The following is a 22,211-nucleotide window of genomic DNA, read 5'->3' as shown; positions in this document are numbered from 1 at the left end:
GCCGGATGCTCATGCCTCGACGGCTAGACTGCCGGCCGTGAATTTTGAGACGCGATTCCTTCCATGACCGCCATTTCCGAAGCCCAGCTCCAACCACTGCTGCAAGCCGTCGTGGACCCTGGCAGTGGCCGCACGCTTGGCGAGGCCAAGGCGATCAAGGCAGTCAGGTTCGATGGCGCCGACGTCGCCATCGACATTGAGCTGGGCTACCCCGCGGCCAGCCAGCATGCGGCGCTGCGCGCCGCCGTCATCACCGCAGCCCGCGCGCTGCCGGGCATGGGCAACGTCAGCGTCGCCATCGCCACCCGCGTCATCGCCCACGCGGTGCAGCGGGGTGTGCAGTTGCTGCCGGGCGTCAAGAACATCATCGCGGTCGCCTCGGGCAAGGGCGGCGTTGGCAAGAGCACGACGGCGGCCAACCTGGCGCTGGCGCTGCAGGCTGAGGGCGCACGCGTGGGCGTGCTCGATGCCGACATCTACGGTCCCAGCCAGCCGCTGATGCTGGGCACCAGCGGCCGCCCCGACAGCCTGGACGGGCAGACGATGGAGCCGCACATCGCCCACGGTCTGCAGGTCAATTCCATCGGTTTCCTCGTCGAGGACGACCAAGCCATGATCTGGCGCGGCCCCATGGCCACGCAGGCGCTGGAGCAGCTGCTGCGCCAGACGCGCTGGCAGGAGCTGGACTACCTCGTCATCGACCTGCCACCCGGCACCGGTGATATCCAGCTCACGCTTTCGCAGCGCGTGCCGGTGACGGGCGCCGTCATCGTCACGACGCCGCAGGACATCGCGCTCATCGACGCCAAGAAGGGCCTGAAGATGTTCGAGAAGGTGGGCATTCCCATCCTCGGCATCGTCGAGAACATGGCCGTGCACGTCTGCTCGAACTGCGGCCATGCTGAACACATCTTCGGCGCCGAGGGCGGCCAGAAGATGGCCGCGCAGTACGGCACGGAGCTGCTGGCGTCGCTGCCGCTGGCGATGAGCATCCGCGCCCAGGCTGACTCCGGCACGCCCACGGTCGCGGCCGAACCCGACAGCGACGTGGCCGGCATCTACAAGGCACTGGCGCGCAAGGTGGCTGCCAAGATTGCGGCCCAATCCCGGGACTATTCCTCGAAATTCCCGACGATCTCGATCTCGAAGTCCACCTGAATCGAGACCCGAGGACCGGCGCGGCAGACACTGACGTTTCGCTGACGACCAGCGAATTGCTACGCTATTGGCCAGTGGGCCAAAACCTATTGGACATGTCCTCTAGATTGTGGAGAAATCCAAAAGCTGCTGCCGCGGGCCGGCGCATTCCTACCCTAGCGACGAGAGGCGGAAGCCTCAGGAGACAACTCCTATGGATATGAACCGGAGGCAATTCTTCCGGGTGAGCGGTGCGGGGCTGGCAGCGTCCAGCCTTGTGGCCTTGGGCTTCTCGCCGACGGCGGCCCTGGCCGAGACGCGCAACTTCAAGCTCTCCCGGGCGACCGAGACCCGCAACACCTGCCCCTACTGCTCGGTGGGCTGCGGCATCATCATGTACAGCCTGGGCGACAAGGCGAAGAACGTCACGTCCAGCATCATCCACATCGAGGGTGACCCGGACCATCCGGTCAATCGCGGCACGCTTTGCCCCAAGGGTGCCGGCCTGCTGGACTTCGTGCACAGCCCCAACCGGCTGAAGTACCCGGAGATCCGCGAGCCCGGTGCCACGGAGTGGAAGCGGGTCAGCTGGGACGAGGCGATGGACCGCCTCGTCAAGCTGATGAAGGCCGATCGCGACGCCAACTTCCAGACGACCAACGCCGACGGCAAGCCCGTCAACCGCTGGCTCACGACCGGCATGCTGTGCGCCAGCGCTTCTTCCAACGAATCGGGCTACATCACCCACAAGGCGATGCGCTCGATGGGGATGCTTGCATTCGACAACCAGGCACGTGTTTGACACGGCCCGACGGTGGCCAGTCTGGCCCCGACGTTCGGCCGCGGCGCGATGACCAACCACTGGGTGGACATCAAGAACGCAGACCTCGTGCTCATCATGGGCGGCAACGCCGCCGAGGCCCACCCTTGCGGTTTCAAGTGGGTCATCGAAGCCAAGCACCACAACAAGGCCCGTCTCATCGTCGTGGACCCGCGCTTCACGCGCTCGGCCGCGATGAGCGACTACTACGCGCCCATCCGTGCGGGGTCTGATATCGCCTTCCTGGGCGGTGTCATCAACTACCTGCTGACGCACAACAAGATCCAGACGGAGTACGTCAAGAACTACACCAACGCCAGCTTCATCGTCGGCGAGGCCTACCAGTTCCAGGACGGCTTGTTCAGCGGCTACGACGAGGCCAAGCGCCGCTACGACAACAAGAGCTGGGGCTACGAGCTGGACGACAAGGGCTTTGCCAAGGTCGACCCGACGCTCGAGCATCCGCGCTGCGTGCTCAACATCATGAAGGCGCACTATTCGCGCTACACGCCCGAGCAGGTCAGCAAGATCACTGGTACGCCGCAGGACAAGTTCCTGAAGGTCTGCGAAATGATTGCGGAGACGTCGCGGCCAAACAAGGTCATGACGATCATGTACGCGCTCGGCTGGACGCAGCACAGCCAGGGCTCGCAGATCATCCGGACCGGCGCGATCATGCAGCTGCTGCTGGGCAACATCGGCCTGCCCGGTGGCGGCATGAACGCGCTGCGCGGCCACAGCAACATCCAGGGCCTGACCGACCTGGGGCTGCTGTCCACGTCGTTGACCGGCTATATGAGCCTGGCCCGCGACAGCGAGCAGGACCTGGAGACCTACTACAAGACCCGGGCGCTCAAACCGCTGCGCCCAGGCCAGATGAGCTTCTGGCAGAACTATCCGAAGTTCTTCGTGAGCCAGCAGAAGGCCTGGTGGGGCAAGGCCGCGACAGCCGAGAACGACTGGGCCTTCCACTACCTGCCGAAATGGGACAAGGCTTACGACGTGCTGCAGACGTTCGAGCTGATGAACCAGGGCAAGCTCAACGGCTACATCTGCCAGGGCTTCAACCCGGTGGGCAGCTTCCCGAACAAGAAGAAGATCGTCGACGGCCTCAGCAAGCTGAAGTTCCTGGTCATCATCGACCCGCTCAACACCGAGACCGCCGAGTTCTGGAAGAACCACGGCGAGCACCACGACGTGAAGAGCGAGGACATCAAGACGACGGTCTTCCGCTTCCCCAGCACCTGCTTCGCGGAGGAAGACGGCTCGCTGACGAACTCCGGCCGCTGGCTGCAGTGGCACTGGAAGGGCGCCGAGCCCCCGGGCGAGGCCAAGGGCGACCCGGAGATCGTCGCCGAGCTGTTCACGCGCATGCGGGCGCTGTACGCGAAGGAGGGCGGCGCCTTCCCCGACCCCATCGTCAATCTCAGCTGGCCCTACCTGCAGCCAACCAACCCCTCGGCCGAAGAGCTGGCCAAGGAGTACAACGGCAAGGCGCTGGCCGACGTGACCGACCCCAAGGACCCGACCAAGGTCCTGGCCAAGGCGGGCGAGCAGCTCAGCGGCTTCGGCTTGCTGCGCGACGACGGCAGCACGTCCTCCGGCTGCTGGATCTACGCCGGCGCCTGGACACAGGCCGGCAACCAGATGGCCCGCCGCGACAACAGCGACCCGTACGGCATCGGCCAGACGCTGAACTGGGCCTGGGCCTGGCCGGCCAACCGCCGCGTGCTCTACAACGCGGCGTCCTGCGACACCAACGGCAAGCCCTGGAACGGCAAGCGCAAGCTGGTGGCCTGGAACGGCGAGAAATGGGGCGGCTCTGACGTACCCGACATCCGCCCCGACGCCAACCCGACGGACGCGGACGCGGTACGGCCCTTCATCATGACGTCTGAGGGCGTGGCCCGGCTGTTCGCGCCCAGCGGCATGGTGGACGGCCCGCTGCCCGAGCACTACGAGCCCTTCGAGTCACCGCTGGCCGTCAACCCCATGCACCCGAACAATGCCAAGGCGAAGAGCAATCCGGCCGCGCGCGTGTTCAAGGGTGACCTGGAGGCCTTCGGCAAGCCCAAGGACTTCCCGTACGTCGCTACCAGCTACCGGCTGACCGAGCACTTCCACTACTGGACAAAGAACGTGCTCACGTCGGCGGTGGTTCAGCCGCAGCAGTTCGTCGAGATCGGCGAGGAACTGGCCAAGGAGAAGGGCATTGCGAACGGCGACTGGGTCAAGGTGAGCAGCAACCGCGGCTTCATCAAGGCCGTGGCCGTCGTGACCAAGCGCATCGCGTCGCTGGACGTGGACGGCAAGCGCGTGCACACGGTCGGCCTGCCCAACCACTGGGGCTTTGTCGGCGTGGCCAAGCCGGGCTATCTCGTGAACACACTGACCCCCTTCGTGGGCGACGCCAACACGCAGACCCCCGAGTTCAAGAGCTTCACCGTGAACCTTGAGAAGGCTTGACCATGTCCTCACTCCAATCCCTCGACATCGCCAAGCGCTCGGCCACCACCACCCAGCCGCCCGAGGCGCGTCGGCACGTCGCCGAGGTCGCCAAGCTCATCGACGTGTCCTCCTGCATCGGCTGCAAGGCCTGTCAGGTGGCCTGCATGCAGTGGAACGACTTGCGTGACGAAGTCGGCGAGAACCACGGCACCTACGACAACCCGCGCGACCTGACGCCACAGAGCTGGACGGTCATGCGCTACTCTGAGGTGGAGGTGGAGCAGGGCAAGCTGGAATGGCTGATCCGCAAGGACGGCTGCATGCACTGCGAGGACCCGGGCTGCCTGAAGAGCTGCCCGGCCCCCGGCGCCATCGTCAAATACACGAACGGCATCGTGGACTTCATCTCCGAGCACTGCGTCGGCTGCGGCAACTGCGTGACGGGCTGCCCCTTCGACGTGCCACGGCTGAGCAAGGTTGACAACAAGGCCTACAAGTGCAGCCTGTGCTCCGACCGCGTCGGCGTGGGCCTGGAGCCGGCCTGCGCCAAAGCCTGCCCGACGGGCGCGATCCGCTTCGGCACCAAGGAGGACATGCTCGACTACGGCGCCGAGCGCGTGACCGATCTGAAGGACCGCGGCTATGCCAACGCGGGCGTGTACGACCCGCCCGGCGTGGGCGGCACGCACGTCGTCTACGTGCTGCAGCATGCCGACAAGCCCGAGCTCTATCACGGCCTGCCCGCCGAGCCCAAGATCAGCCCACTGGTCTCGCTTTGGAAGGGCGCGGCCAAGCCGCTGGCTGTGGCGGCCATGATCGGCGCGGCCATTGCCGGTTTCTTCCACTACACCCGCGTCGGCCCTGTCGAGGACCCGGACGATCCCAAGTCGGATCGCAACCTCGCCCGCGACGACGCTGACCATCCCACCGCCTGAAGGGAGCCCACCATGGCCACCCGCTTTCTGCTGCGCTACAGCGCGAGCGAGCGCACCAACCACTGGTTGATCGTGCTCTTCTTCCTGGGGGCCGGGCTTTCGGGCCTGGCCTTCTTCCACCCCAGCTTGTTCTTCCTGAGCGGGTTGTTCGGCGGCGGCACCTGGGCCCGCATCCTGCACCCCTTCATGGGCGTGCTGATGGCGGCCAGCTTCATCGGCATGTTCGTGCGGCTGTGGCGTCACAACGTGCTCAACGAGGCCGACCGCGAGTGGGTCGCGCACAGCGCCGACATGCTGCGCGGCGACAAGGCGAGCATGCCGCCGGTGGGCCGCTACAACGCTGGCCAGAAGGGCATCTTCTGGGTCATGGCGCTGAGCCTGCTGGTGCTGGTGGTGACGGGCTTCATGTTCTGGCAGCCCTGGTTCGCCAATGCCTTCCCCATCCTGCTGCGGCGCATCGCCGTGCTGCTGCACGCGGCCTCGGCCACGGCGTTGATTTTCAGCGTCATCATCCACATTTACGCCGCGATCTGGGTCAAGGGCACCATCCGCGCGATGACGCGCGGCACGGTCACCGAAGGCTGGGCGCGTCAGAATCACGCACTGTGGCACCGCGAGATGACCGGTAAGCAATGACCGCCAGCCCCCAGAAGATCCTCAGTCCCGAAGAGATCGCTGTTCGCGCGGGCGAGCAGGTCAGCTTCCTGCACCTGTCTGAACCGGGCGTGTTCGCCGAGCGCGCGCTGCGCCTGCGCACGCTGGCCGAGGGCCATGCAATGGGCGACTTCCTGCGCTTCATCGCCGAGCTGGCCGACGCCCAGCACAGCGCGCTGGTCGCCGGCGTCCCCGTGCCGCTGCCCACTGCGGAACAGATCGAAGCCGCCGCCCGCGATGGGCTGCCGTTGCTGCCGGCCGACCGCTGGCCGCGCGGTGCGGTGTGGCGCGAGTCGCTGCGCACGCTGCTGGCTGATCTGGCCCGTCACCTCGCCGACGGCCCGGCCAGGTCGGCGGCGCTGCAACTCGCCGCCGCCAGCGACGACCACCTGGACACCCAGGCCGGCCGCCTGCTGTCCGGTGCCATGTTCGGGCTGGACCTCGCCACCGCGCCACTCATCGCAGCCGGCCTGCAGCTGCATTTCGTGCGGCTCGTGCGGCAGACGGCTGCCGCTCATGCCGACGGCCCCGTCGCGCCGTTCGGCCGCATCGACGACGCGACGTTGTGCCCCTGCTGCGGCTCGCGGCCGGTGGCGTCCATCGAGCGGCTGGGCGCCGACGGCGCGCGCTACCTCGCCTGCGGCCTGTGCGCTACGCAGTGGCACTACGTGCGCGTGAAGTGCACGCACTGCCAAGGCACTAAGGGCATCTCGCTGCAAAGCCTGGTCGCGGCCAACGACGGCGCGGGCACGACGACCGACGCCGTTGTGCAGGCCGAGTGCTGCAGCGAATGCGGCCACTACCTCAAGCTGCTGCACCCTGCGCGCGACAACGGCGCAGAGCCGGTCGCCGACGACCTCGCCACCGTGACGCTTGACCTGCTCGTCAGTGACCCTGAGGAAGGCGGTGGCCTGCAACGCCACGGCGTCAACCTGCTGCTGCTGTTCGGCGACCCTGACGAGTCGCCACCGCCCGGACAGGCCCACTGATGACGGCGCCCGACGAATCCGTGGTCCACGGTTCCAAGGCCCCCGACAAAGCGGCCCCCAAGGAACTGCCAGCGCTCGACAAGCTGCTGCGCGATTGCGCGCCGCTGGTGATCGAGCACGGTCATACGCTGGTCGCGCGCGAGGCGAGGGCGCTGCTGGACGCGCTGCGCAGCCGCGCCGTGGCCGGCGAGCTGCTTCGTGCCGAGCTGAGTGGTCTGGCGCGAACGCTGGCGACCCGCGTGCAGGCGCGCATGCAGCCGGCCATGCGCGCGGTGCTCAACCTGACGGGCACCGTCATCCACACCAACCTCGGCCGCTCGCTGCTGGCCGACGCGGCGTTGCAGCAGGTGCTGGCGCTGACCGGCTCACCCAACAACCTCGAGTTCGACCTCGACACCGGAGGCCGCGGCGACCGTGACGACCTCATCGAAGACCTGCTGTGCGAGCTGACCGGCGCCGAGGCGGCGACCGTCGTTAACAACAACGCCGCCGCCGTGCTGCTGGGCATCGCGGCGCTGGCGCGTGGGCGGGAAGCCATCGTGTCGCGCGGCGAGCTGGTGGAGATCGGCGGCGCCTTCCGCATGCCGGACGTGATGAGCGCGGCCGGCGCCACGCTCGTGGAGGTGGGCACGACCAACCGCACGCACCCGCGTGACTATGAGCAGGCCCTCACGCCGCGCACCGGCCTCATCGTCAAGGTCCACACCAGCAACTACCAGGTGCAGGGCTTCACGTCGTCGGTGGACGAGGCGACGCTGGCACCCATCGCACGCCGTGCCGGCGTGCCGCTGATGACCGACCTCGGCAGCGGTGCGCTGGTGGACATGGCCGCGCTGGGCCTGCCGGCCGAGCCGATGCCGCAGCAGATGCTGGCCGCCGGCTGCGACGTCGTCACGTTCAGCGGCGACAAGCTGCTGGGCGGCCCGCAGGCTGGTCTCATCGTCGGCAGCCGCGAGGCCGTGGGCCGCATCCGCAAGTTCCCGATGAAGCGCGCGCTGCGGCTGTCCAAGCTGCCGTTCGCCGCGCTGGAGGCCACGCTGCGGCTGTATCTGCGGCCCGAGCGGCTCGTTCAGGACCTGCCCACGCTGCGGCTGCTGACGCGGTCGCAGGCGCAAATCGCCGCGCTGGCCCAGCGACTGCTGCCCGACATGGCCGCCGCCTTGGCGCCGCGCTTCACGGTCGAGACGGTCGTGTTGCAGAGCCAGATCGGCTCCGGCTCGCTGCCGGTCGAGCGCCTGCCGTCCGCAGGCCTGGCCATCAACCCCGTGGATGGCAAAGGCCGCACGCTGGAGGCGCTGGCCATCGCGCTGCGCGGGCTGCCGCGGCCCGTCATCGGACGGCTGAACGAGCAACGCCTTCTGCTGGATCTGCGATGCCTGGAAGAGCCGGCGCTGCTGACCGCGCAACTGCCGGCCTTGAAGGACGCACTCGCATGATCGTCGGCACCGCCGGTCACATCGATCACGGCAAGACCACGCTCGTGCGTGCGCTGACCGGCATCGACACCGACCGCCTGCCCGAGGAAAAGGCGCGTGGAATCAGCATCGAGCTGGGCTATGCCTACCTGGACGTGCCGGGTCATGGCGAGCGCCTGGGATTCATCGACGTGCCCGGCCACGAGAAGCTCGTCCACACGATGCTGGCCGGCGCCAGCGGCATCGACTTCGCGCTGCTGCTCGTCGCAGCCGACGATGGCGTCATGCCGCAGACCCGCGAGCACCTGGCCGTGCTGAGCCTGCTGGGTGTCACGCACGGCGCCGTTGCCATCACTAAGGCCGACCGCGCCGAGCCCGGCCGCATCGAGGCGCTGACGGCTGAGGTGCGCGCGTTGCTCGCCGGCACGGGGCTGGACGCCTCGCCCATCCTCGTCGTTTCGGCGCATGCCGGGCATGGGGTCGATGAGCTGCGTGAGCTGCTGTTCGACGCCGCGCGTCATTTGCCTTCGCGCCATGTCCACGGCCTCGCGCCGCGGCTTGCGGTGGACCGCGCCTTCACGCTCGACGGTGTCGGTACCGTCGTCACCGGCACTCTTCATGCCGGCGAGATCGCTGTGGGCGACGAGCTGGTGTTGTCAGGGCGCCCCGCCCGTGTGCGCAGTCTGCACGCGCAGAACCGCGTCGTTGAGCGTGCTCATGCCGGTCAACGCAGTGCCGTCGCGCTGGCGGGTATTGCCAAGGACGAGGTAGCCCGCGGCGCCTGGCTGACGGCGCCTCATGTGGCGCTGGCCACGGACCGATTCGACGCCCGCCTGCGCCTGTGGGCGGGCGAGGCCAAGCCGCTGCGCTCGGGCACGCGGGTGCACCTGCACCTCGGCGCCCAGAGCACCACGGCCAGCGTGGCGGTGCTGGATGGCGAGCAGATCGAGCCCGGCGATTCGGGCCGCGTCCAGCTGGTCTGCCACGCTCCCGTGGGCGCCTGGCGCGGTGACCGTCTCGTGCTGCGCGATGCCGGCGCCACGCGCACGCTGGCCGGCGGCCTTGTGCTGGACCCGTTCGCGCCGGCGCGCTACCGCCGCACGCCGGAACGCCTGGACGAGCTGGCCGCCTGCGAGCTGCCTACTGCCGCGCGCCGCCGCGAGCGCCTGCTGGGCCTGTGCCGGCTGGGGCTGGATCTGGCTCGCTTCGCGCAGGCCGAGGGGCTGACCGAGCCGCTGCAGGGCTGGGCGCTGGGCGAGGCCGCCAGCGCTGCGCTGGCCGAACGGCTGCTGGCCGCGCTGGCCGAGTTCCACGCCAGGTCGCCGGACGAACTCGGGCCCGATGCAGCCCGGCTGCGCCGCCTTGTCGCGCCCCGCATGGCCGAGCCGCTGTGGCGCGACGTGCTGGGCGATCTGCGCGCCACCGGCCGCGTCGCCGTGCGCGGCGCCTTCGTGCACCTGCCGGAGCACGGCGTGCAGCTGTCCGCCGTGGAGCAACGCATTGCGCAGAAGGTGGCGCCGCGCCTGGCCGAGGCCGGCGCCGAGGGCGCCTGGGCACGCGACCTCGCCAAGGACTGCGGCGAGCCCGAGCCGCTGATGCGCGCCACGCTGGCCCGTCTCGCGCGCCAGGGCGAGCTGCACCAGGTCGTGAAGGACCTGTACTGCGACACTGCGACGATGACGCGGCTGGCTGGCCTCGCGCGCGCCATCCACGTCGAGCACGGCAATGTGACGGCGGCTGCGTTCCGCGACGCCACGGGTCTGGGCCGCAAGCGCGCTATCCAACATCTGGAACACTTCGACCGCGTCGGCCTGTTGCGCCGCGTCGGCGACGAACACCGGCTGCGCACCGACAGTGCGCTCTTCGCGGGGCCGGCCGCATGAACACCCTGGAGGGGCAACGACACCGGTGTGTCGGCCGGGCTTCAAACCCGGTGGGTGATGCCACGCATTGCCGGGTGGGTTCGACTCCCACGCCCCTCCGCCACTGGCATGGGCTCGCCTGCTGCACGGGCTCATCTCGGCCCAGTGCTCCTCGCCGTATCAGAGTACGGCTGCGGTGCTCGAACCGACCTGAGCCCGCTCGCGACGGCGATCCCACGCTTGTGGCCGGCCGTTCTTGGCGTCGACTGAATGCCCAACCCGTCAGGCACATGCAGCGCCTGGCACGCGCTGCAACACCACCTCGCCCTTCAACTGGAGACCCACGATGACTCCCTTCCCCCGTTTCGTCGCCCGTGTGGCGCGCGGCCTGTTGGCCATGCTGGCGTTCGCCGGTGCCGCAGCGCACGCGCAGCAGCAGGTGCTGCGCGTGACCGCGATACCCGACGAGTCGCCGACCGAGCTGGCGCGCAAGTTCGCGCCGCTGGGCCAGTACCTGGAAAGCAAGCTCGGCATGAAGGTCGAGTGGACGCCGGTGACGGACTACGCCGCTGCGGTGGAGACCGTCGTCAACAAGAAGATCGACCTGGCCTGGTTCGGCGGCTTCACGTTCGTGCAGGCCAGCGTGCGCAGCAACGGCAAGATCGTGCCGCTGGTGCAGCGCGAGGAGGATGAGAAGTTCCGCTCCGTCTTCATCACCGACGCCAAGAGCGGCATCCACAAGCTCGAAGACCTCAAGGGCAAGACGCTGTCCTTCGGCTCGCAGAGCAGCACCTCGGGCCACCTGATGCCGCGTAGCTACCTGCTGGCTGCCAAGATCAACCCCGACGTGGACCTCAAGCGCGTGGCCTTCAGCGGCGCGCATGACGCGACCATCGCCGCCGTGGCCAGCGGCAAGGTCGACGCCGGCGCGCTGAACATCTCGGTCTGGGAGAAGTTCGTCGCCGACAAGAAGGTGGATACGAACCAGGTCAAGGTCTTCTATACGACGCCTGCCTACTTCGACTACAACTGGTCCGTCCATGCCGACATGCCGCAGGCGCTGCAGGACAAGATCAAGGCCGCCTTCCTGGCGCTGGACCCGAACACGCCGCAAGGCAAGGAGATCCTGGGCCTGCAGCGCGCGACGAAATTCATCCCGACCAAGCCCGAGAACTACACCGGCATCAAGGCCGCTGCCGAGAACGCTGGCCTGCTGAAGTGATCGCACTCGACGGCATCGATGCCGCGGCGCTGGGTGGAACGATGCCCGTGCTGCGCGGCGTGGGCCTTGCGCTCGCCGCGGGTGAGCAAGTCGCCTTGATTGGTGCGTCGGGCGCCGGCAAGACAACGTTGCTCAGTGCGCTGGCATTGATGCAGGCGCCGCTGGCCGGCCGCCTCCAGCTCGACGGACGCGATCCGTGGGCGCTGCAGCGCCGCGAGCGCCAGCGGCTGCGCGCCACGCTGGCACTGGCGCCGCAGCAACCGCCGCTGCCGCCGCGCCAGCGCGTGGCCGTCGCGGTGCTGGCGGCGCGGCTGCCGGGCATGTCGCTGGCCCGCAGCCTGCGCACTCTGTGGAGCCCGCCCGATGCGCCGCTGGCCCAGGCCGCGTTGGAGCAGCTGGACCTGCCCGACAAGCTGTGGCTGCGCGTGGACCGCCTGTCTGGCGGAGAACGCCAGCGCGTGGGCCTGGCGCGGCTGCTGGTGTCCGAGGCGCGGCTGTGGTTGGCCGACGAGCCGCTGGCCGCGCTGGACCCGACGCGCGCCGAACGGGCGCTTGCGGCACTGCAGCGCAACGCGCAGGAACGGGGTGCGGCCTTGGTCTGCAGCCTGCATCAGGTGGACCTGGCGCTGAAGCATTTCCCCCGCGTCATCGCGCTGCGGGCGGGGCGCGTCGTCTACGACGGCGCGCCGACCGGCATCGACGGCGACCTGCTGGACGAGCTCTACCGCAGCCAGCACGATGCGCCACCCGAGGTGGCGCCGCTGCCGCAGCCCGTCCCTCTGCCCCAGGCCATGTGCAGGTGATGAGTCCACCCCCGACCGGCTTCGCCGGCCCCCTCGAAGGGGCGCTGCTGGTGGGCAGGCAAAGCCGGATCCCCGGCAGCCGCTCGATGGTCCGCGCTGCGCCTCGCGCTCCACTGTTCGTGCGGTGCCAGGCATGAACGCAATGCAAGATCCGGCGCGTGCACGGCGCACACTAGCCTTGCTGGTCGCCCTCGTGCTGGCTTGGCCGATGCTCGTGCTGGCCGAGTTCAAGCCGTGGACGCTGTTCGACGAGCGTGCGCTGCAGGTGACGGGTCGCTACCTTGCGCAATTCTTCCCGCCGCGCATGGACGCCGGCTTCCTGGCCGAGCTTGCGCACGAGACCTGGCGCACGGTGGCCATTGCCACGGCCGGTATGGCACTGGCGCTGGTCATCGCGGTGCCGGCGGCGCTGGTGGCCACGTCGCGTCTGTCGGCCAGCACGCTGGAAGGCCGGCCGGGCCCGGCGCGCTGGCTGCGCCGCGCGGTACGCGCCGTGCTGGTGGGTCTGCGGTCCATCCCCGAGCTGGTCTGGGCGCTGGTGTTCGTGCGCGTCGTGGGCCTCGGGCCGACGTCCGGCGTGCTGGCCATCGCCATAGCCTACGGCGGCATGCTCGGCAAGGTCTACGCCGAGATTCTCGAAAGCGCCGACCCCGCGCCCACGCAAGCCCTGCTGCGCGGCGGCAGCAGTCGGCTGCAGGCCCTGCTGTTCGGCGCGCTGCCCAGCTGCCTGCCCGAGCTGTTGAGCTACACGGTCTACCGCTGGGAGTGCGCGGTGCGCTCGTCTGTCGTGCTGGGCTTCGTCGGCGCCGGCGGGCTGGGGCAGCTGCTGGACAGTGCGTCCAAGATGTTCTCGGGCTCCGAGGTGAGTTCCATCCTGCTGGTGTTCATCGCGCTCGTGATGGCCAGCGACGCGTTCAGCCGCTGGCTGCGTAACCAGCTGGACGTCGCGCCCGCGCAGGCCGGCGCGGCCTCACCGGCCTCATGGCCGCGCTTCAGCAGCGTCGCGGTCGGGCTCGGCCTGCTCGCATTGGTGGCGTGCAGCTTCGTCTCGCTGGACTTGCAATGGGCTGCCTTCCTCGGCCCCGATGCTCTAGGCGGCATGGGCCGCTTCGTCGCCAGCTTCTTCCCGCCCGAGATGGCGCCGCCCTTCCTGGCCAAGACCGGCTGGGCGCTGTTGGAGACGCTGGCGATGTCGGCGCTGGGCACGGCGCTGGCCGTCCTGGGCGGCCTGCTGCTGGCCTTGCCAGCGGCGGGCACCGGCGTGGCCCGTGAAGCCGCGCGCTTCGTGCTCAACGTGCTGCGCAGCGTGCCGGAGCTCGTGTGGGCCGTGCAGCTGCTGATCCTCGCCGGCCTGGGACCGCTGCCCGGCACGCTGGCGCTGGCGCTGCACACCAGCGGCGTGCTGGGCCGGCTGTTCGCTGAGGCCTTCGAAAACGCACCGTCCGACGCGGCCCTGGCGCTGCGCCAGCGCGGCCTCCGCGCGGCCCGTGTGTGGCTCTTCGCCACCCTGCCGCAGACGCTGCCGCAGCTGGCCAGCTATACGCTCTACCGCTGGGAGAACAACATTCGCGCGGCGAGCATCATGGGCGTCGTCGGCGCCGGTGGACTGGGCCAGATGCTGAGCTACCACCTGGGCCTGTTCCAGATGCACGAGGCCTGCACGGTGCTGATCGCCATGGTGGCGCTGGTGGCGCTGGTGGATGCACTGTCTTGGCGCTTGCGGCGCCACCTCACGCAATGACGATGACGATCGATGCCTTGCTGACGCGCTACTCCGTCGGCCCCAAATACCTCGCCGAGCCCGGGCCCGACGATGCGCAACTCGCGCTGATGGCGCAGGCCGCGCTGCGTGCGCCGGACCACGCCGAATTGGTGCCTTATCGCTTCAAGGTGGTGCGTGGCGATGCCAAGGCGCAAATGGCAGAGCTGTTCGCCAGTGCCGCGCGCGCGGCCGGCAAGGGCGAGGAGGGCGCCGCGCTGGACGCCGAGCGTGCACTGAAGCCACCCGTGACGGTGGCCGTCGTCGCTCGCATCGACCTGGGCCACCCACAGGTGCCGGCCCATGAACAGTGGGCGGCCGTCGGTGGGGCCATCGCGCAGTTCATGACGGCCGCGCATGCGCTGGGCTTCGGCGGCAAGATGCTGAGCGGCGCCAAGGTGCGCAACCCGGTGATCGCCGCGGCGTTCTGCGGGCCTGGCGAAACGCTGCTGGGCTGGATAGCGCTGGGCACGCCGGCCAAGCGCCCCTCAGGGCCAGCCCGCAAGCCGGCGGTGGCCGAGGTGATGGAAGATTGGCATTCGCCTTGCAAGCCTTGACCCTATTGCACGCCGCTTGGCCGCGCCTTGAAGCCGCCCGGGCCCACTGAAAATAATCGAGCACAGCGACATGGAACTGACACCACGTGAGAAGGACAAGCTGCTGCTCTTCACGGCAGCCTTGTTGGCCGAACGCCGCAAGGCGCGGGGCCTGAAGCTCAACTACCCCGAGGCCGTCGCCCTCATCAGCGCCGCCATCCTCGAAGGCGCGCGCGACGGCAAGACCGTCGCCGAGCTGATGAGCGACGGCCGCATGGTGCTTACGCGCGACGACGTCATGGACGGCATCGCCGAGATGATCCCGGAGATCCAGGTTGAAGCCACCTTCCCCGATGGCACCAAGCTCGTCACCGTCCACCAACCGATTGTCTAGATCAGCCCGTCCCGACTGCGCCGGCCCCCTCAAGGGGGGCGCTGTCGACGGCCCGGCGAAGCCGGTTGCATGGCAGCCGCTCAGTCGAACCCCACCACGCCACGAGGTCCCCGTATGCGAAGCGTTCTCCTCCTTGCCCTAGTCGCCGCTCCGGCGTTCGCCCACGACGGCCACGGCGCCCCGGCGGCGCACCTGCACGGCTGGGACGGTGCCGGTCTGTCGGCGCTGGCGGCCATTGCCGGTGTGGCCGTCTGGTGGTTCAGCAAGGGCCGCAAGTGATGATCCCGGGTGAACTCATCACGGCTGAGGGCGAGCACGAGCTCAACCCCGGCCGTCGAACGCTGACCCTCAAGGTCGCCAACGCCGGCACGCGGCCCATCCAGGTGGGCTCGCACTACCACTTCGCCGAGACGAACGCGGCGCTGAGCTTCGACCGTGACGCTGCCCGCGGCATGCGCCTGAACATCTGCAGCGGTACGGCCGTGCGCTTCGAGCCCGGGCAGACGCGCACCGTCGAGCTGGTCGATTTGGCCGGTGACCGCCAGGTCTACGGCTTCCGCGGCCTCGTGCAAGGCAAGCTATGAAAATTTCCCGTCGCGCCTATGCCGAGATGCTCGGCCCCACCGTCGGCGACAAGCTGCGCCTGGCAGATACAGCCCTCGTCATCGAGATCGAAAAAGACTTCACGCTGGCCGCGGGCGGCTACGGCGAGGAGGTGAAATTCGGTGGCGGCAAGACCGTACGCGATGGCATGGGCCAGTCCCAGCGCCCGAATGGCCCGGGCGCCGCTGACGCGGTAGACACCGTCATCACCAACGCCGTCATCGTCGACCACTGGGGCATCGTCAAGGCCGACATCGGCCTGCGCGGCTGCCGCATCGCCGCCATCGGCAAGGCCGGCAACCCCGACGTGCAACCGGGCGTGAACATCGTCATCGGCCCCGGCACCGAAATCATCGCGGGCGAGGGCTTCATCGTGACGCCCGGCGCCATCGATACGCACATCCACTTCATCTGCCCGCAGCAGATCGAAGAGGCGCTGATGAGCGGCGTGACGACGATGATCGGCGGCGGAACCGGCCCCGCTACCGGCACGCTGGCCACCACCTGCACGCCCGGCCCGAGCCACATTGCGACGATGCTGAAGGCGGCCGACGCCTTTCCGATGAACCTCGGCTTCATGGGCAAGGGCAACGCCAGCTTGCCGTCGGCTCTGATGCAGCAGATCGACGCCGGCGCCATCGGCCTGAAGCTGCATGAGGACTGGGGCACGACGCCGGCGGCCATCGACAACTGCCTCAGCGTGGCTGAGCTGACCGACACGCAGGTCGCCATCCATACCGACACGCTCAACGAGAGCGGCTTCGTGGAGGACACGATCGCCGCCTTCAAGGGCCGCACCATCCACAGCTTCCACACCGAAGGCGCTGGCGGCGGCCATGCGCCGGACATCATGAAGGTGGTGGGCGAAGCGAACGTGCTGCCCAGTTCTACCAACCCTACGCGGCCGTTCACCGTCAACACGCTGGACGAGCACCTCGACATGCTGATGGTGTGCCACCACCTGGACGCCGGCATCGCCGAGGACCTGGCCTTCGCCGAAAGCCGCATCCGCCGCGAGACCATCGCTGCTGAAGACATCCTGCACGACCTGGGTGCCATCAGCATGTTCTCGTCCGACTCGCAGGCCATGGGCCGCGTGGGTGAAGTGAGCCTGCGTTGCTGGCAGACCGCACACAAGATGAAGGTGCAGCGCGGTGCGCTGCCCGGCGACGGCGCCGGCAACGACAACGCCCGCGTGAAGCGCTACCTCGCCAAGCTCGCCATCAACCCCGCGCTGGCCCACGGCATCAGCCACGAGGTCGGCAGCATCGAGGTCGGCAAGTGGGCCGACCTCGTTTTGTGGAAGCCCGCCTTCTTCGGCGTGAAGCCGTCGCTCATCCTCAAGGGCGGCTTCATCGCTGCCGCTGCGATGGGCGACGCGAATGCGTCCATCCCCACGCCGCAGCCGGTGCACTACCGGCCGATGTTCGGGGCCTTCGGCGGCGCGCTGTCACAGGGCTCGCTGACCTTTGTCAGCCAGTCCGGCAAGGCGCACGCCGAGAAGCTTGGCCTGACCAAGACGCTGGTGCCGGTGCACGGCTGCCGCTCGGTCAAGAAGGCCGACATGGTGCACAACAACTACCTGCCGACGATGGAGATCGACGCGCAGACGTACGAGGTGAGGGCGGACGGCGTGCTGCTGACCTGCGAGCCGGCGAAGGAGTTGCCGATGGCGCAGAGGTATTTCTTGTTCTAGCGGCGCCACCTGGCTGCACTTGATGAGGCGCCTTCGTAGGAAGCGTCAACGCTGGCTGGTCGCGAGCCGGAGTGGGGCAGTGGACCAGCTCATTCTGGTTAGCGATAACTCCGTGCCTCGATAGACGCGTTGCTGGACTACGTCAGCTGCTGGCGAGGCGGGGTGTTCAGCGCCAGCGCCAAGCCCGCTACCTCCAATACCGGCGTTCCTGGGCACCGTATCGCCCGTCAGCCAGCGTGATGGTCCACCGCGTTCTCGACCATGAACATGGTGCCGTGCACATCGACAGGGGCGTTCGGAAGCATTGGAAGGCCCGTGGTCGGGTTGACATGGCCAAGCGGGTACTCGTCGAAGACAGTGGACGCCGGATCGAAGCCAGGCACTTCGATCTGGGCATGCCGCACCAAAGAGTCCAGCGTCATTGCCGTCGGCAGCACGCCGGCCGCTACCGCAGAGCTGATCTCCGAATCGCCGATCGCCTTGGCAGAACGCGTCACCTTCGTCCAGTCCATGACCTGAACTAAGCCGCTATGAGCTGCCGTCACAAGGTCGGCACGGCTGTTGATGGTCGCCGTCTCGCCCCACGACACCTGCGGCGGATTGTTTATGGGGAAGATGCCCTGCTGAGCCATTCGCATCAGCGTCCGGTTCACATCCGCGGCAATTTCGTCCAGCTCAACCGCGGTGCCGCCTGCGAAGAGGTAGATCTCGTGATCCAGGCCCGCCCAGTGTTGGTACTCGCTCCGAAGCTTTCCGAATAGGCCGAGGTAGCCTCTGCGAAAACGAATCACGGCCATGTGCGTGCCGATGATGCCGGGGCTCGAACTGGTCACCGCCTTGGCGAACACTTTCGCCAGCTTCTTTGGCGAAAGGAAGTAGCTGTTGCCGCTCCGCGCCCCCATCTCGTCAAGCCTGGTGTCGAAGCGCGTGCGATGTGATGCGTTGCCGAAGTGGAGGTACAACTGGTGCCGGCCAGGACCGAAGCGCAGGTTGGCGAGTTGCTTCGCGAAATTGGTTGGCGCCTCGGCCGGAGCGTTGGAATACAGGACGGTCGGCGCGGGGATAAGAGCGCTAAATGGCGCCAAGGCCACGGCAACAAGGCGCCGGATGAAGAACCAGACGATCTTGCTTCCGAACCACAAGACCAGTGCGCCGACCCCCAGCGCGGCCAGCAACATCAACACATTGGACTCCTGTTGCGCCGACTGTGCTGCTGAAGCGGCTACGGGCGCCGATGCTGCAGGTGCTGAACTGGCGGCCTTCTTCGCGAGCGCGAGGCCAGGGGTGAACAGGAAGAGAGCCGCGAGCGGGAGAAGGGGAATTTTCAAGCTGGGGGGCATCGGGTATCGGGATGTTTGCGAATTCAGGCTTCGGCTATTGCCAGCTCGCCAGCCTGAGAGCCGGTAGTGTCAGGGGCACGCAGGCTCGGGGTTAGGTTGGTAATCTGGCGTCTGGCGCCAATCCGTCACGCTTTCAGCCGTGATCCGCATGCAGGAGTCACCGACACAGGTGACGGGCGTCTTCGGCTGAAGCGATGCCGTCTCTACCCCTCGGATCACTCGCATGGAGCCCGTAGGTTGAGATGAGCGTGCTAACCCCAACTTATGGCCTGCGAGCCAGTAGTGTCTGGTGCATGCGGTATTGCAGTTAGGCCTCTAGCGCGGCGCGCTGTGCCAAGCCGTCACGCTCCGGCGCATTTGAGGTGGTGTCCAGATAACCCCTTGCTTCAGGCCGTGGTGGCCATTCGGCATCCGGATACTTGTTCTCCGTGTACCGCTCGGATTCCGAGCGAGATCGGGGACTCAAATTCAAGAAGTGGGCCGACCTCGTTTTGTGGAAGCTCGCCTTCTTCGGCGTGAAGCCGTCGCTCATCCTCAAGGGCGGCTTCATCGCTACCGCTGCGATGGGCGACGCGAATGCGTCCATCCCTACGCCGCAGCCGGTGCACTACCGGCCGATGTTCGGGGCCTTCGGCGGCGCGCTGTCACAGGGCTGGCTGACCTTTGTCAGCCAGCCCGGCAAGGCGCACGCCAAGAAGCTTGGCCTGACCAAGACCCTGGTGGCGGTGCACGGCTGCCGCTCGGTCAAGAAGGCCGACATGGTGCACAACAACTACCTGCCGACGATGGAGATCGACGCGCAGACGTACGAGGTGAGGGCGGACGGCGTGCTGCTGACCTGCAAGCCGGCGAAGGAGTTGCCGATGGCGTAGAGGATTCGCGTTCTGAGTGCGGCCTTTGGCGGTGCTTGCTGGGACGGTTGCGCAGGCGGCAGCAGCAGCCGGCGACTGGTCGCAAGCAGGGGTGCAGCACTAGGCCAGCCCTTGCCCGCCAGCTCTCAGCGCCGGGCGCCGGTGGGCGTGATTCACGACGACATCGGGCGCCGGTGGCGACGCGGGACGTACAGCGCCAGCGCCAAGCCCAGGCCTGCCAATCCCAGCGTTGCGGGCTCGGGCACCGTGCCATCGCCTCCCGAGACCGGGATCAGGACGGGCTCTGCCGTGAAATTGAGCGAGATGGAACCGGGCGGGTCCGACACGGTCAGAAATCCGCCCGTAATGTTCCGGAATGCAACGCCGAAGGGGCTGCCGGGCGTGGGGTTCGAAACGGCTTCACCTGACTCCAGCGCGATGCCGCTGCCGGTATCGAGGCAGTTCAGCGTGGCGCCGCACACGCTGAGTAGCAGCCCAGCGCCGGGAATCGCCGACGGAATTTCTTCAAAGATCAGCGCCATGTCGTGGCTGCCACTCGTGCCGGGATAGTCGGTGGTGCGGATGTCCAGGGTCGTCAATCGCTTGCCGCCATACACGAGCAGTGGGTTGAGCGTCGCCACGGAATTGGTCGTGTCGTAGACGAAGTCGGCGAAATTGAAGCCGCCGTTCGTACCGGCCGTGACCTCGAAGCTCCAACCGGCCAGGCCAGTGCCCGTGGCGTTAAGCGTCATGGATCCGCCCAGCGTGCCACCGCCCTGCAGCGGCAGCGGTTGGAGCGCCCCAACAGGCGCCGGGTTCGCGACTGCTGTCACAGGCACGAGAGCCTGTGCAGTCAATACGCTTGCTATGAAGGTCAGCGTCCTGGCTGCTTTGCAAATTCGCATCATGCGCTCCTTGATATTGACTTGAGTCAGACCTTGGCGAATGCCAGCCCTGACTGCTCCATTCGCACACCTTGCGCCGGATACGTCAGTTAGAACATCCACGAGCGCAGGCTATCCATTGCACGCTGCCTTGGCTGTCCCGCCTTCACGGCATACGTTTCTAGGGGTGAGGAGCCTTCTGAACGCGGGTTGCCGCCATGACGTGGCGACCATTCGGCAGCCGGAGACTCGTTCTCCGTGTGTCGCTCGGGGGCCGGGCGAGGTCGGGGACTCAATCCGAAGTCCAGCGTCGCCTTGTCAGCCCGCCAGGCCGGCCCCGACGCTTCGCGCGCAGCGGGTGTTCCTTTTAAGCGTGGTGCAGCAGGTTGTAGCCCATGCCCGACAGGGCCACACCGATGCCCACGAGCAGCGGCAACAGTACGCCGGCGAGGCCGCCCCACGTTGCGGCTTGCGGTCGCCGCAGCGTGAACAGGTCGTAGCTCATCGCAGCGCCCATCAACAGCAGCATGCCTACGACGGCGAAGGCCGGTGCGATGGCCAGGCCCAGCTTTCCGAAGACGGGCCAGAAGGCGAAGCGCGCAAAGGCCGGCCCGACGATGGCGACGGATGCGAACAGCATCAGGCGCCGGTGCGTGGCCAGGCGGCGGCGGTAGGCGACCGCAAGCACCACCAGCGCGAGGAACGACAGCAGGCTCATGTAATTGGCCCAGATGAACATGTTTTCGGGGTCCTCCGCTGACGTGAGCTGCAGCGCGAGTGCCGTGTTCACCCAGGCCCCGCTGGCGATGACGCCTGCGACGATCGGCATGGCCAGCCAAGCCAGTTGACGGTGAGGAGCGCGACGCTGAGAGACCGCCAACCAGGCCTGCACCGTGGTCAGCAGGAACCACAGCGTCAGCACCGCTCCGTGCAGCATGAGCGGCTCGGTAAGCGGCGAGGCGGTGAACAACGGGCGTGCGTAGAAGCTGCGCGCAAAGCCGAACAGCACGATCAACAACATGAGGCCGTGCCCCAGGAGAAATGCCCGGTTCTCTCGCTGAAGCTGGCTGCTGTTCATGGCCTCTCCGGTGGTCAGGAGGGCCACGTTAGTCGACGCCTGCGTCAGGCGCAATCGGCCGGCGTGCGCGCGCACGGCTCTGCACGCGCAGCGCCGCGCCAGGTCAGCGCATCACGACCAGCTGAACCCGCCGGTTGATGCTGCGGCCTTCTCGGGTGTTGTTGTCGGCCAGCGGCGCCGTCTCGCCATAGCTGATGGTGGCCATGCGCGCCAGCGGCACGCCGGCGCGGGCCAGGTGCATGCGCACGGCTTCGGCGCGCTTGAGGCCCAGCTGCTGGTTCAGCGAGTCGCTGCCGGTCGAGTCCGTGTGACCCTGGATCTCGATGAACACCGGCTGGTTGTCGGCCTTGAGCTTGGCGACGAGCTGATCGAGCTCCTGGCCGCCCTGCTCGGTGAGGGTGGCGCGGCCTGCGCTGAACTTGATCTTGTCGTCGGTCAGCACGGTGCTCATCAACAGCCCGGGCGGCGGCGGCATGTTCTTGGCGGCCTGGGCTCGCACCGCGGCCTCCTGCTCCAACGCCTGGATGCGCCCTTCGCTGCCCTGCAGTCGGCCATTGAGGGACTTGATGCCCTCGTCATGAGCCTGCACACGGCTGCCCAGCCCGTCCACGCTGGTCTGCACCGGCGCGACGGTCTCCTTGACGTACTCCTTGGTAGCACAGGCGCTGAGTAACACGGCGCTGCTGGCAACGATCAGGGGGGCGATTCTCGACATGGGGGGGCTCCTGGGGGGAAGAAACAGCGCCGACTCTAGGCAGTCCTCTCCGTCAGACGTAGCGAGATGT

At 67.8% G+C, this 22,211-nt stretch carries 19 protein-coding genes, 1 tRNA gene and 1 pseudogene; 17 read left to right on the top strand and 4 right to left on the bottom strand.

Annotated elements, in window-relative coordinates; genetic code table 11:
- Positions 1-63 precede the first annotated feature (63 nt).
- The 16 genes from apbC (at position 64) to ureC (LXT13_RS08550) (ending at position 17,273) form a co-directional block, all read left to right on the top strand.
- Positions 64-1,158, top strand: coding sequence for an iron-sulfur cluster carrier protein ApbC (gene apbC, locus LXT13_RS08625; RefSeq protein WP_233371458.1), 1,095 nt, complete (start codon positions 64-66; stop codon positions 1,156-1,158).
- A 193-nt stretch (positions 1,159-1,351) separates the two neighbouring features.
- Positions 1,352-4,423, top strand: a complete 3,072-nt coding sequence (gene fdnG / locus LXT13_RS08620) for a formate dehydrogenase-N subunit alpha (RefSeq protein WP_233371457.1) — start codon at positions 1,352-1,354, stop codon at positions 4,421-4,423.
- Positions 4,424-4,425: 2 nt separating this feature from the next.
- Entirely contained in the window at positions 4,426-5,340 is a 915-nt protein-coding gene (gene fdxH / locus LXT13_RS08615; RefSeq protein WP_233371455.1) for a formate dehydrogenase subunit beta, read from the top strand.
- Between the two features lie 12 nt (positions 5,341-5,352).
- A complete protein-coding gene (locus LXT13_RS08610; protein ID WP_233371454.1) occupies positions 5,353-5,976 on the top strand; it encodes a formate dehydrogenase subunit gamma in 624 nt (207 codons plus the stop codon).
- On the top strand, positions 5,973-6,983 hold the full coding sequence (gene fdhE, locus LXT13_RS08605) for a formate dehydrogenase accessory protein FdhE (protein WP_233371452.1): 1,011 nt from the start codon (positions 5,973-5,975) through the stop codon (positions 6,981-6,983). The genes LXT13_RS08610 and fdhE overlap by 4 nt, the downstream gene beginning before the upstream one ends.
- Complete coding sequence (gene selA, locus LXT13_RS08600) at positions 6,983-8,419, top strand: L-seryl-tRNA(Sec) selenium transferase (protein WP_233371450.1); 1,437 nt, start codon at positions 6,983-6,985, stop codon at positions 8,417-8,419. The genes fdhE and selA overlap by 1 nt, the downstream gene beginning before the upstream one ends.
- On the top strand, positions 8,416-10,281 hold the full coding sequence (gene selB, locus LXT13_RS08595; RefSeq protein ID WP_233371448.1) for a selenocysteine-specific translation elongation factor: 1,866 nt from the start codon (positions 8,416-8,418) through the stop codon (positions 10,279-10,281). Before selA ends, selB begins: the two co-directional genes overlap by 4 nt.
- A gap of 7 nt (positions 10,282-10,288) precedes the next feature.
- Positions 10,289-10,384: transfer RNA gene (locus LXT13_RS08590), tRNA-Sec, on the top strand.
- Between the two features lie 222 nt (positions 10,385-10,606).
- Positions 10,607-11,482, top strand: coding sequence for a putative selenate ABC transporter substrate-binding protein (locus LXT13_RS08585; RefSeq protein WP_255719349.1), 876 nt, complete (start codon positions 10,607-10,609; stop codon positions 11,480-11,482).
- Positions 11,479-12,285: a phosphonate ABC transporter ATP-binding protein gene (locus tag LXT13_RS08580; protein ID WP_349254827.1), complete on the top strand. Its 807-nt coding sequence runs from the start codon at positions 11,479-11,481 to the stop codon at positions 12,283-12,285. Before LXT13_RS08585 ends, LXT13_RS08580 begins: the two co-directional genes overlap by 4 nt.
- Positions 12,286-12,418: 133 nt before the next feature.
- Positions 12,419-14,026, top strand: a complete 1,608-nt coding sequence (gene phnE, locus LXT13_RS08575) for a phosphonate ABC transporter, permease protein PhnE (RefSeq protein ID WP_233371447.1) — start codon at positions 12,419-12,421, stop codon at positions 14,024-14,026.
- 2 nt (positions 14,027-14,028) lie between these two features.
- Entirely contained in the window at positions 14,029-14,601 is a 573-nt protein-coding gene (locus tag LXT13_RS08570; RefSeq protein WP_233371446.1) for a nitroreductase family protein, read from the top strand.
- 70 nt (positions 14,602-14,671) lie between these two features.
- Complete coding sequence (gene ureA, locus LXT13_RS08565; protein WP_233371444.1) at positions 14,672-14,974, top strand: urease subunit gamma; 303 nt, start codon at positions 14,672-14,674, stop codon at positions 14,972-14,974.
- A 114-nt stretch (positions 14,975-15,088) separates the two neighbouring features.
- Positions 15,089-15,253 (top strand): hypothetical protein, encoded by a 165-nt coding sequence (locus LXT13_RS08560; protein ID WP_233371442.1) that lies wholly within the window; start codon positions 15,089-15,091, stop codon positions 15,251-15,253.
- The gene (locus LXT13_RS08555; protein ID WP_233371441.1) at positions 15,253-15,558 is read left to right on the top strand and encodes an urease subunit beta; all 306 of its coding nucleotides are present in this window, start codon (positions 15,253-15,255) and stop codon (positions 15,556-15,558) included. Before LXT13_RS08560 ends, LXT13_RS08555 begins: the two co-directional genes overlap by 1 nt.
- On the top strand, positions 15,555-17,273 hold the full coding sequence (gene ureC / locus LXT13_RS08550; RefSeq protein WP_233371439.1) for an urease subunit alpha: 1,719 nt from the start codon (positions 15,555-15,557) through the stop codon (positions 17,271-17,273). Before LXT13_RS08555 ends, ureC (LXT13_RS08550) begins: the two co-directional genes overlap by 4 nt.
- A gap of 227 nt (positions 17,274-17,500) precedes the next feature.
- On the opposite strand, the gene LXT13_RS08545 is transcribed toward ureC (LXT13_RS08550), so the two are convergent.
- Positions 17,501-18,601, bottom strand: a complete 1,101-nt coding sequence (locus LXT13_RS08545; protein WP_233371438.1) for a hypothetical protein — start codon at positions 18,599-18,601, stop codon at positions 17,501-17,503.
- A gap of 485 nt (positions 18,602-19,086) precedes the next feature.
- On the opposite strand from LXT13_RS08545, the pseudogene ureC (LXT13_RS08540) reads away from it, so the two are divergent.
- Positions 19,087-19,485 (top strand): annotated as a pseudogene (gene ureC / locus LXT13_RS08540) (urease subunit alpha); the annotation flags it as partial.
- 152 nt (positions 19,486-19,637) lie between these two features.
- Here the strand turns inward: ureC (LXT13_RS08540) and LXT13_RS08535 are convergent.
- The 3 genes from LXT13_RS08535 to LXT13_RS08525 all read right to left on the bottom strand — a co-directional run bounded on the left by LXT13_RS08535 (position 19,638) and on the right by LXT13_RS08525 (position 22,141).
- Complete coding sequence (locus LXT13_RS08535) at positions 19,638-20,216, bottom strand: PEP-CTERM sorting domain-containing protein (protein WP_233371437.1); 579 nt, start codon at positions 20,214-20,216, stop codon at positions 19,638-19,640.
- Between the two features lie 499 nt (positions 20,217-20,715).
- Positions 20,716-21,369 (bottom strand): hypothetical protein, encoded by a 654-nt coding sequence (locus tag LXT13_RS08530; RefSeq protein WP_233371436.1) that lies wholly within the window; start codon positions 21,367-21,369, stop codon positions 20,716-20,718.
- 160 nt (positions 21,370-21,529) lie between these two features.
- Entirely contained in the window at positions 21,530-22,141 is a 612-nt protein-coding gene (locus LXT13_RS08525) for an OmpA family protein (protein WP_233371435.1), read from the bottom strand.
- Between the last annotated feature and the right edge of the window lie 70 nt (positions 22,142-22,211).

It is taken from the genome of Pelomonas cellulosilytica, from assembly GCF_021353265.1.
GTDB classification, from domain to species: Bacteria; Pseudomonadota; Gammaproteobacteria; order Burkholderiales; family Burkholderiaceae_C; genus Pelomonas; species Pelomonas cellulosilytica.
This window is presented reverse-complemented; position numbering and strand designations above follow the sequence as displayed.

Bases quoted from the DNA above. Each gene is read 5' to 3' on its own strand.
- apbC (WP_233371458.1), top strand. From the start codon at position 64: ATGACCGCCATTTCCGAAGCCCAGCTCCAACCACTGCTGCAAGCCGTC.
- fdxH (WP_233371455.1), top strand. From the start codon at position 4,426: ATGTCCTCACTCCAATCCCTCGACATCGCCAAGCGCTCGGCCACCACC.
- LXT13_RS08610 (WP_233371454.1), top strand. From the start codon at position 5,353: ATGGCCACCCGCTTTCTGCTGCGCTACAGCGCGAGCGAGCGCACCAAC.
- fdhE (WP_233371452.1), top strand. From the start codon at position 5,973: ATGACCGCCAGCCCCCAGAAGATCCTCAGTCCCGAAGAGATCGCTGTT.
- selA (WP_233371450.1), top strand. From the start codon at position 6,983: ATGACGGCGCCCGACGAATCCGTGGTCCACGGTTCCAAGGCCCCCGAC.
- selB (WP_233371448.1), top strand. From the start codon at position 8,416: ATGATCGTCGGCACCGCCGGTCACATCGATCACGGCAAGACCACGCTC.
- LXT13_RS08585 (WP_255719349.1), top strand. From the start codon at position 10,607: ATGACTCCCTTCCCCCGTTTCGTCGCCCGTGTGGCGCGCGGCCTGTTG.
- phnE (WP_233371447.1), top strand. From the start codon at position 12,419: ATGAACGCAATGCAAGATCCGGCGCGTGCACGGCGCACACTAGCCTTG.
- LXT13_RS08570 (WP_233371446.1), top strand. From the start codon at position 14,029: ATGACGATCGATGCCTTGCTGACGCGCTACTCCGTCGGCCCCAAATAC.
- ureA (WP_233371444.1), top strand. From the start codon at position 14,672: ATGGAACTGACACCACGTGAGAAGGACAAGCTGCTGCTCTTCACGGCA.
- LXT13_RS08560 (WP_233371442.1), top strand. From the start codon at position 15,089: ATGCGAAGCGTTCTCCTCCTTGCCCTAGTCGCCGCTCCGGCGTTCGCC.
- LXT13_RS08555 (WP_233371441.1), top strand. From the start codon at position 15,253: ATGATCCCGGGTGAACTCATCACGGCTGAGGGCGAGCACGAGCTCAAC.
- ureC (WP_233371439.1), top strand. From the start codon at position 15,555: ATGAAAATTTCCCGTCGCGCCTATGCCGAGATGCTCGGCCCCACCGTC.
- LXT13_RS08535 (WP_233371437.1), bottom strand. From the start codon at position 20,216: ATGACGCTTAACGCCACGGGCACTGGCCTGGCCGGTTGGAGCTTCGAG.
- LXT13_RS08530 (WP_233371436.1), bottom strand. From the start codon at position 21,369: ATGTTGTTGATCGTGCTGTTCGGCTTTGCGCGCAGCTTCTACGCACGC.
- LXT13_RS08525 (WP_233371435.1), bottom strand. From the start codon at position 22,141: ATGTCGAGAATCGCCCCCCTGATCGTTGCCAGCAGCGCCGTGTTACTC.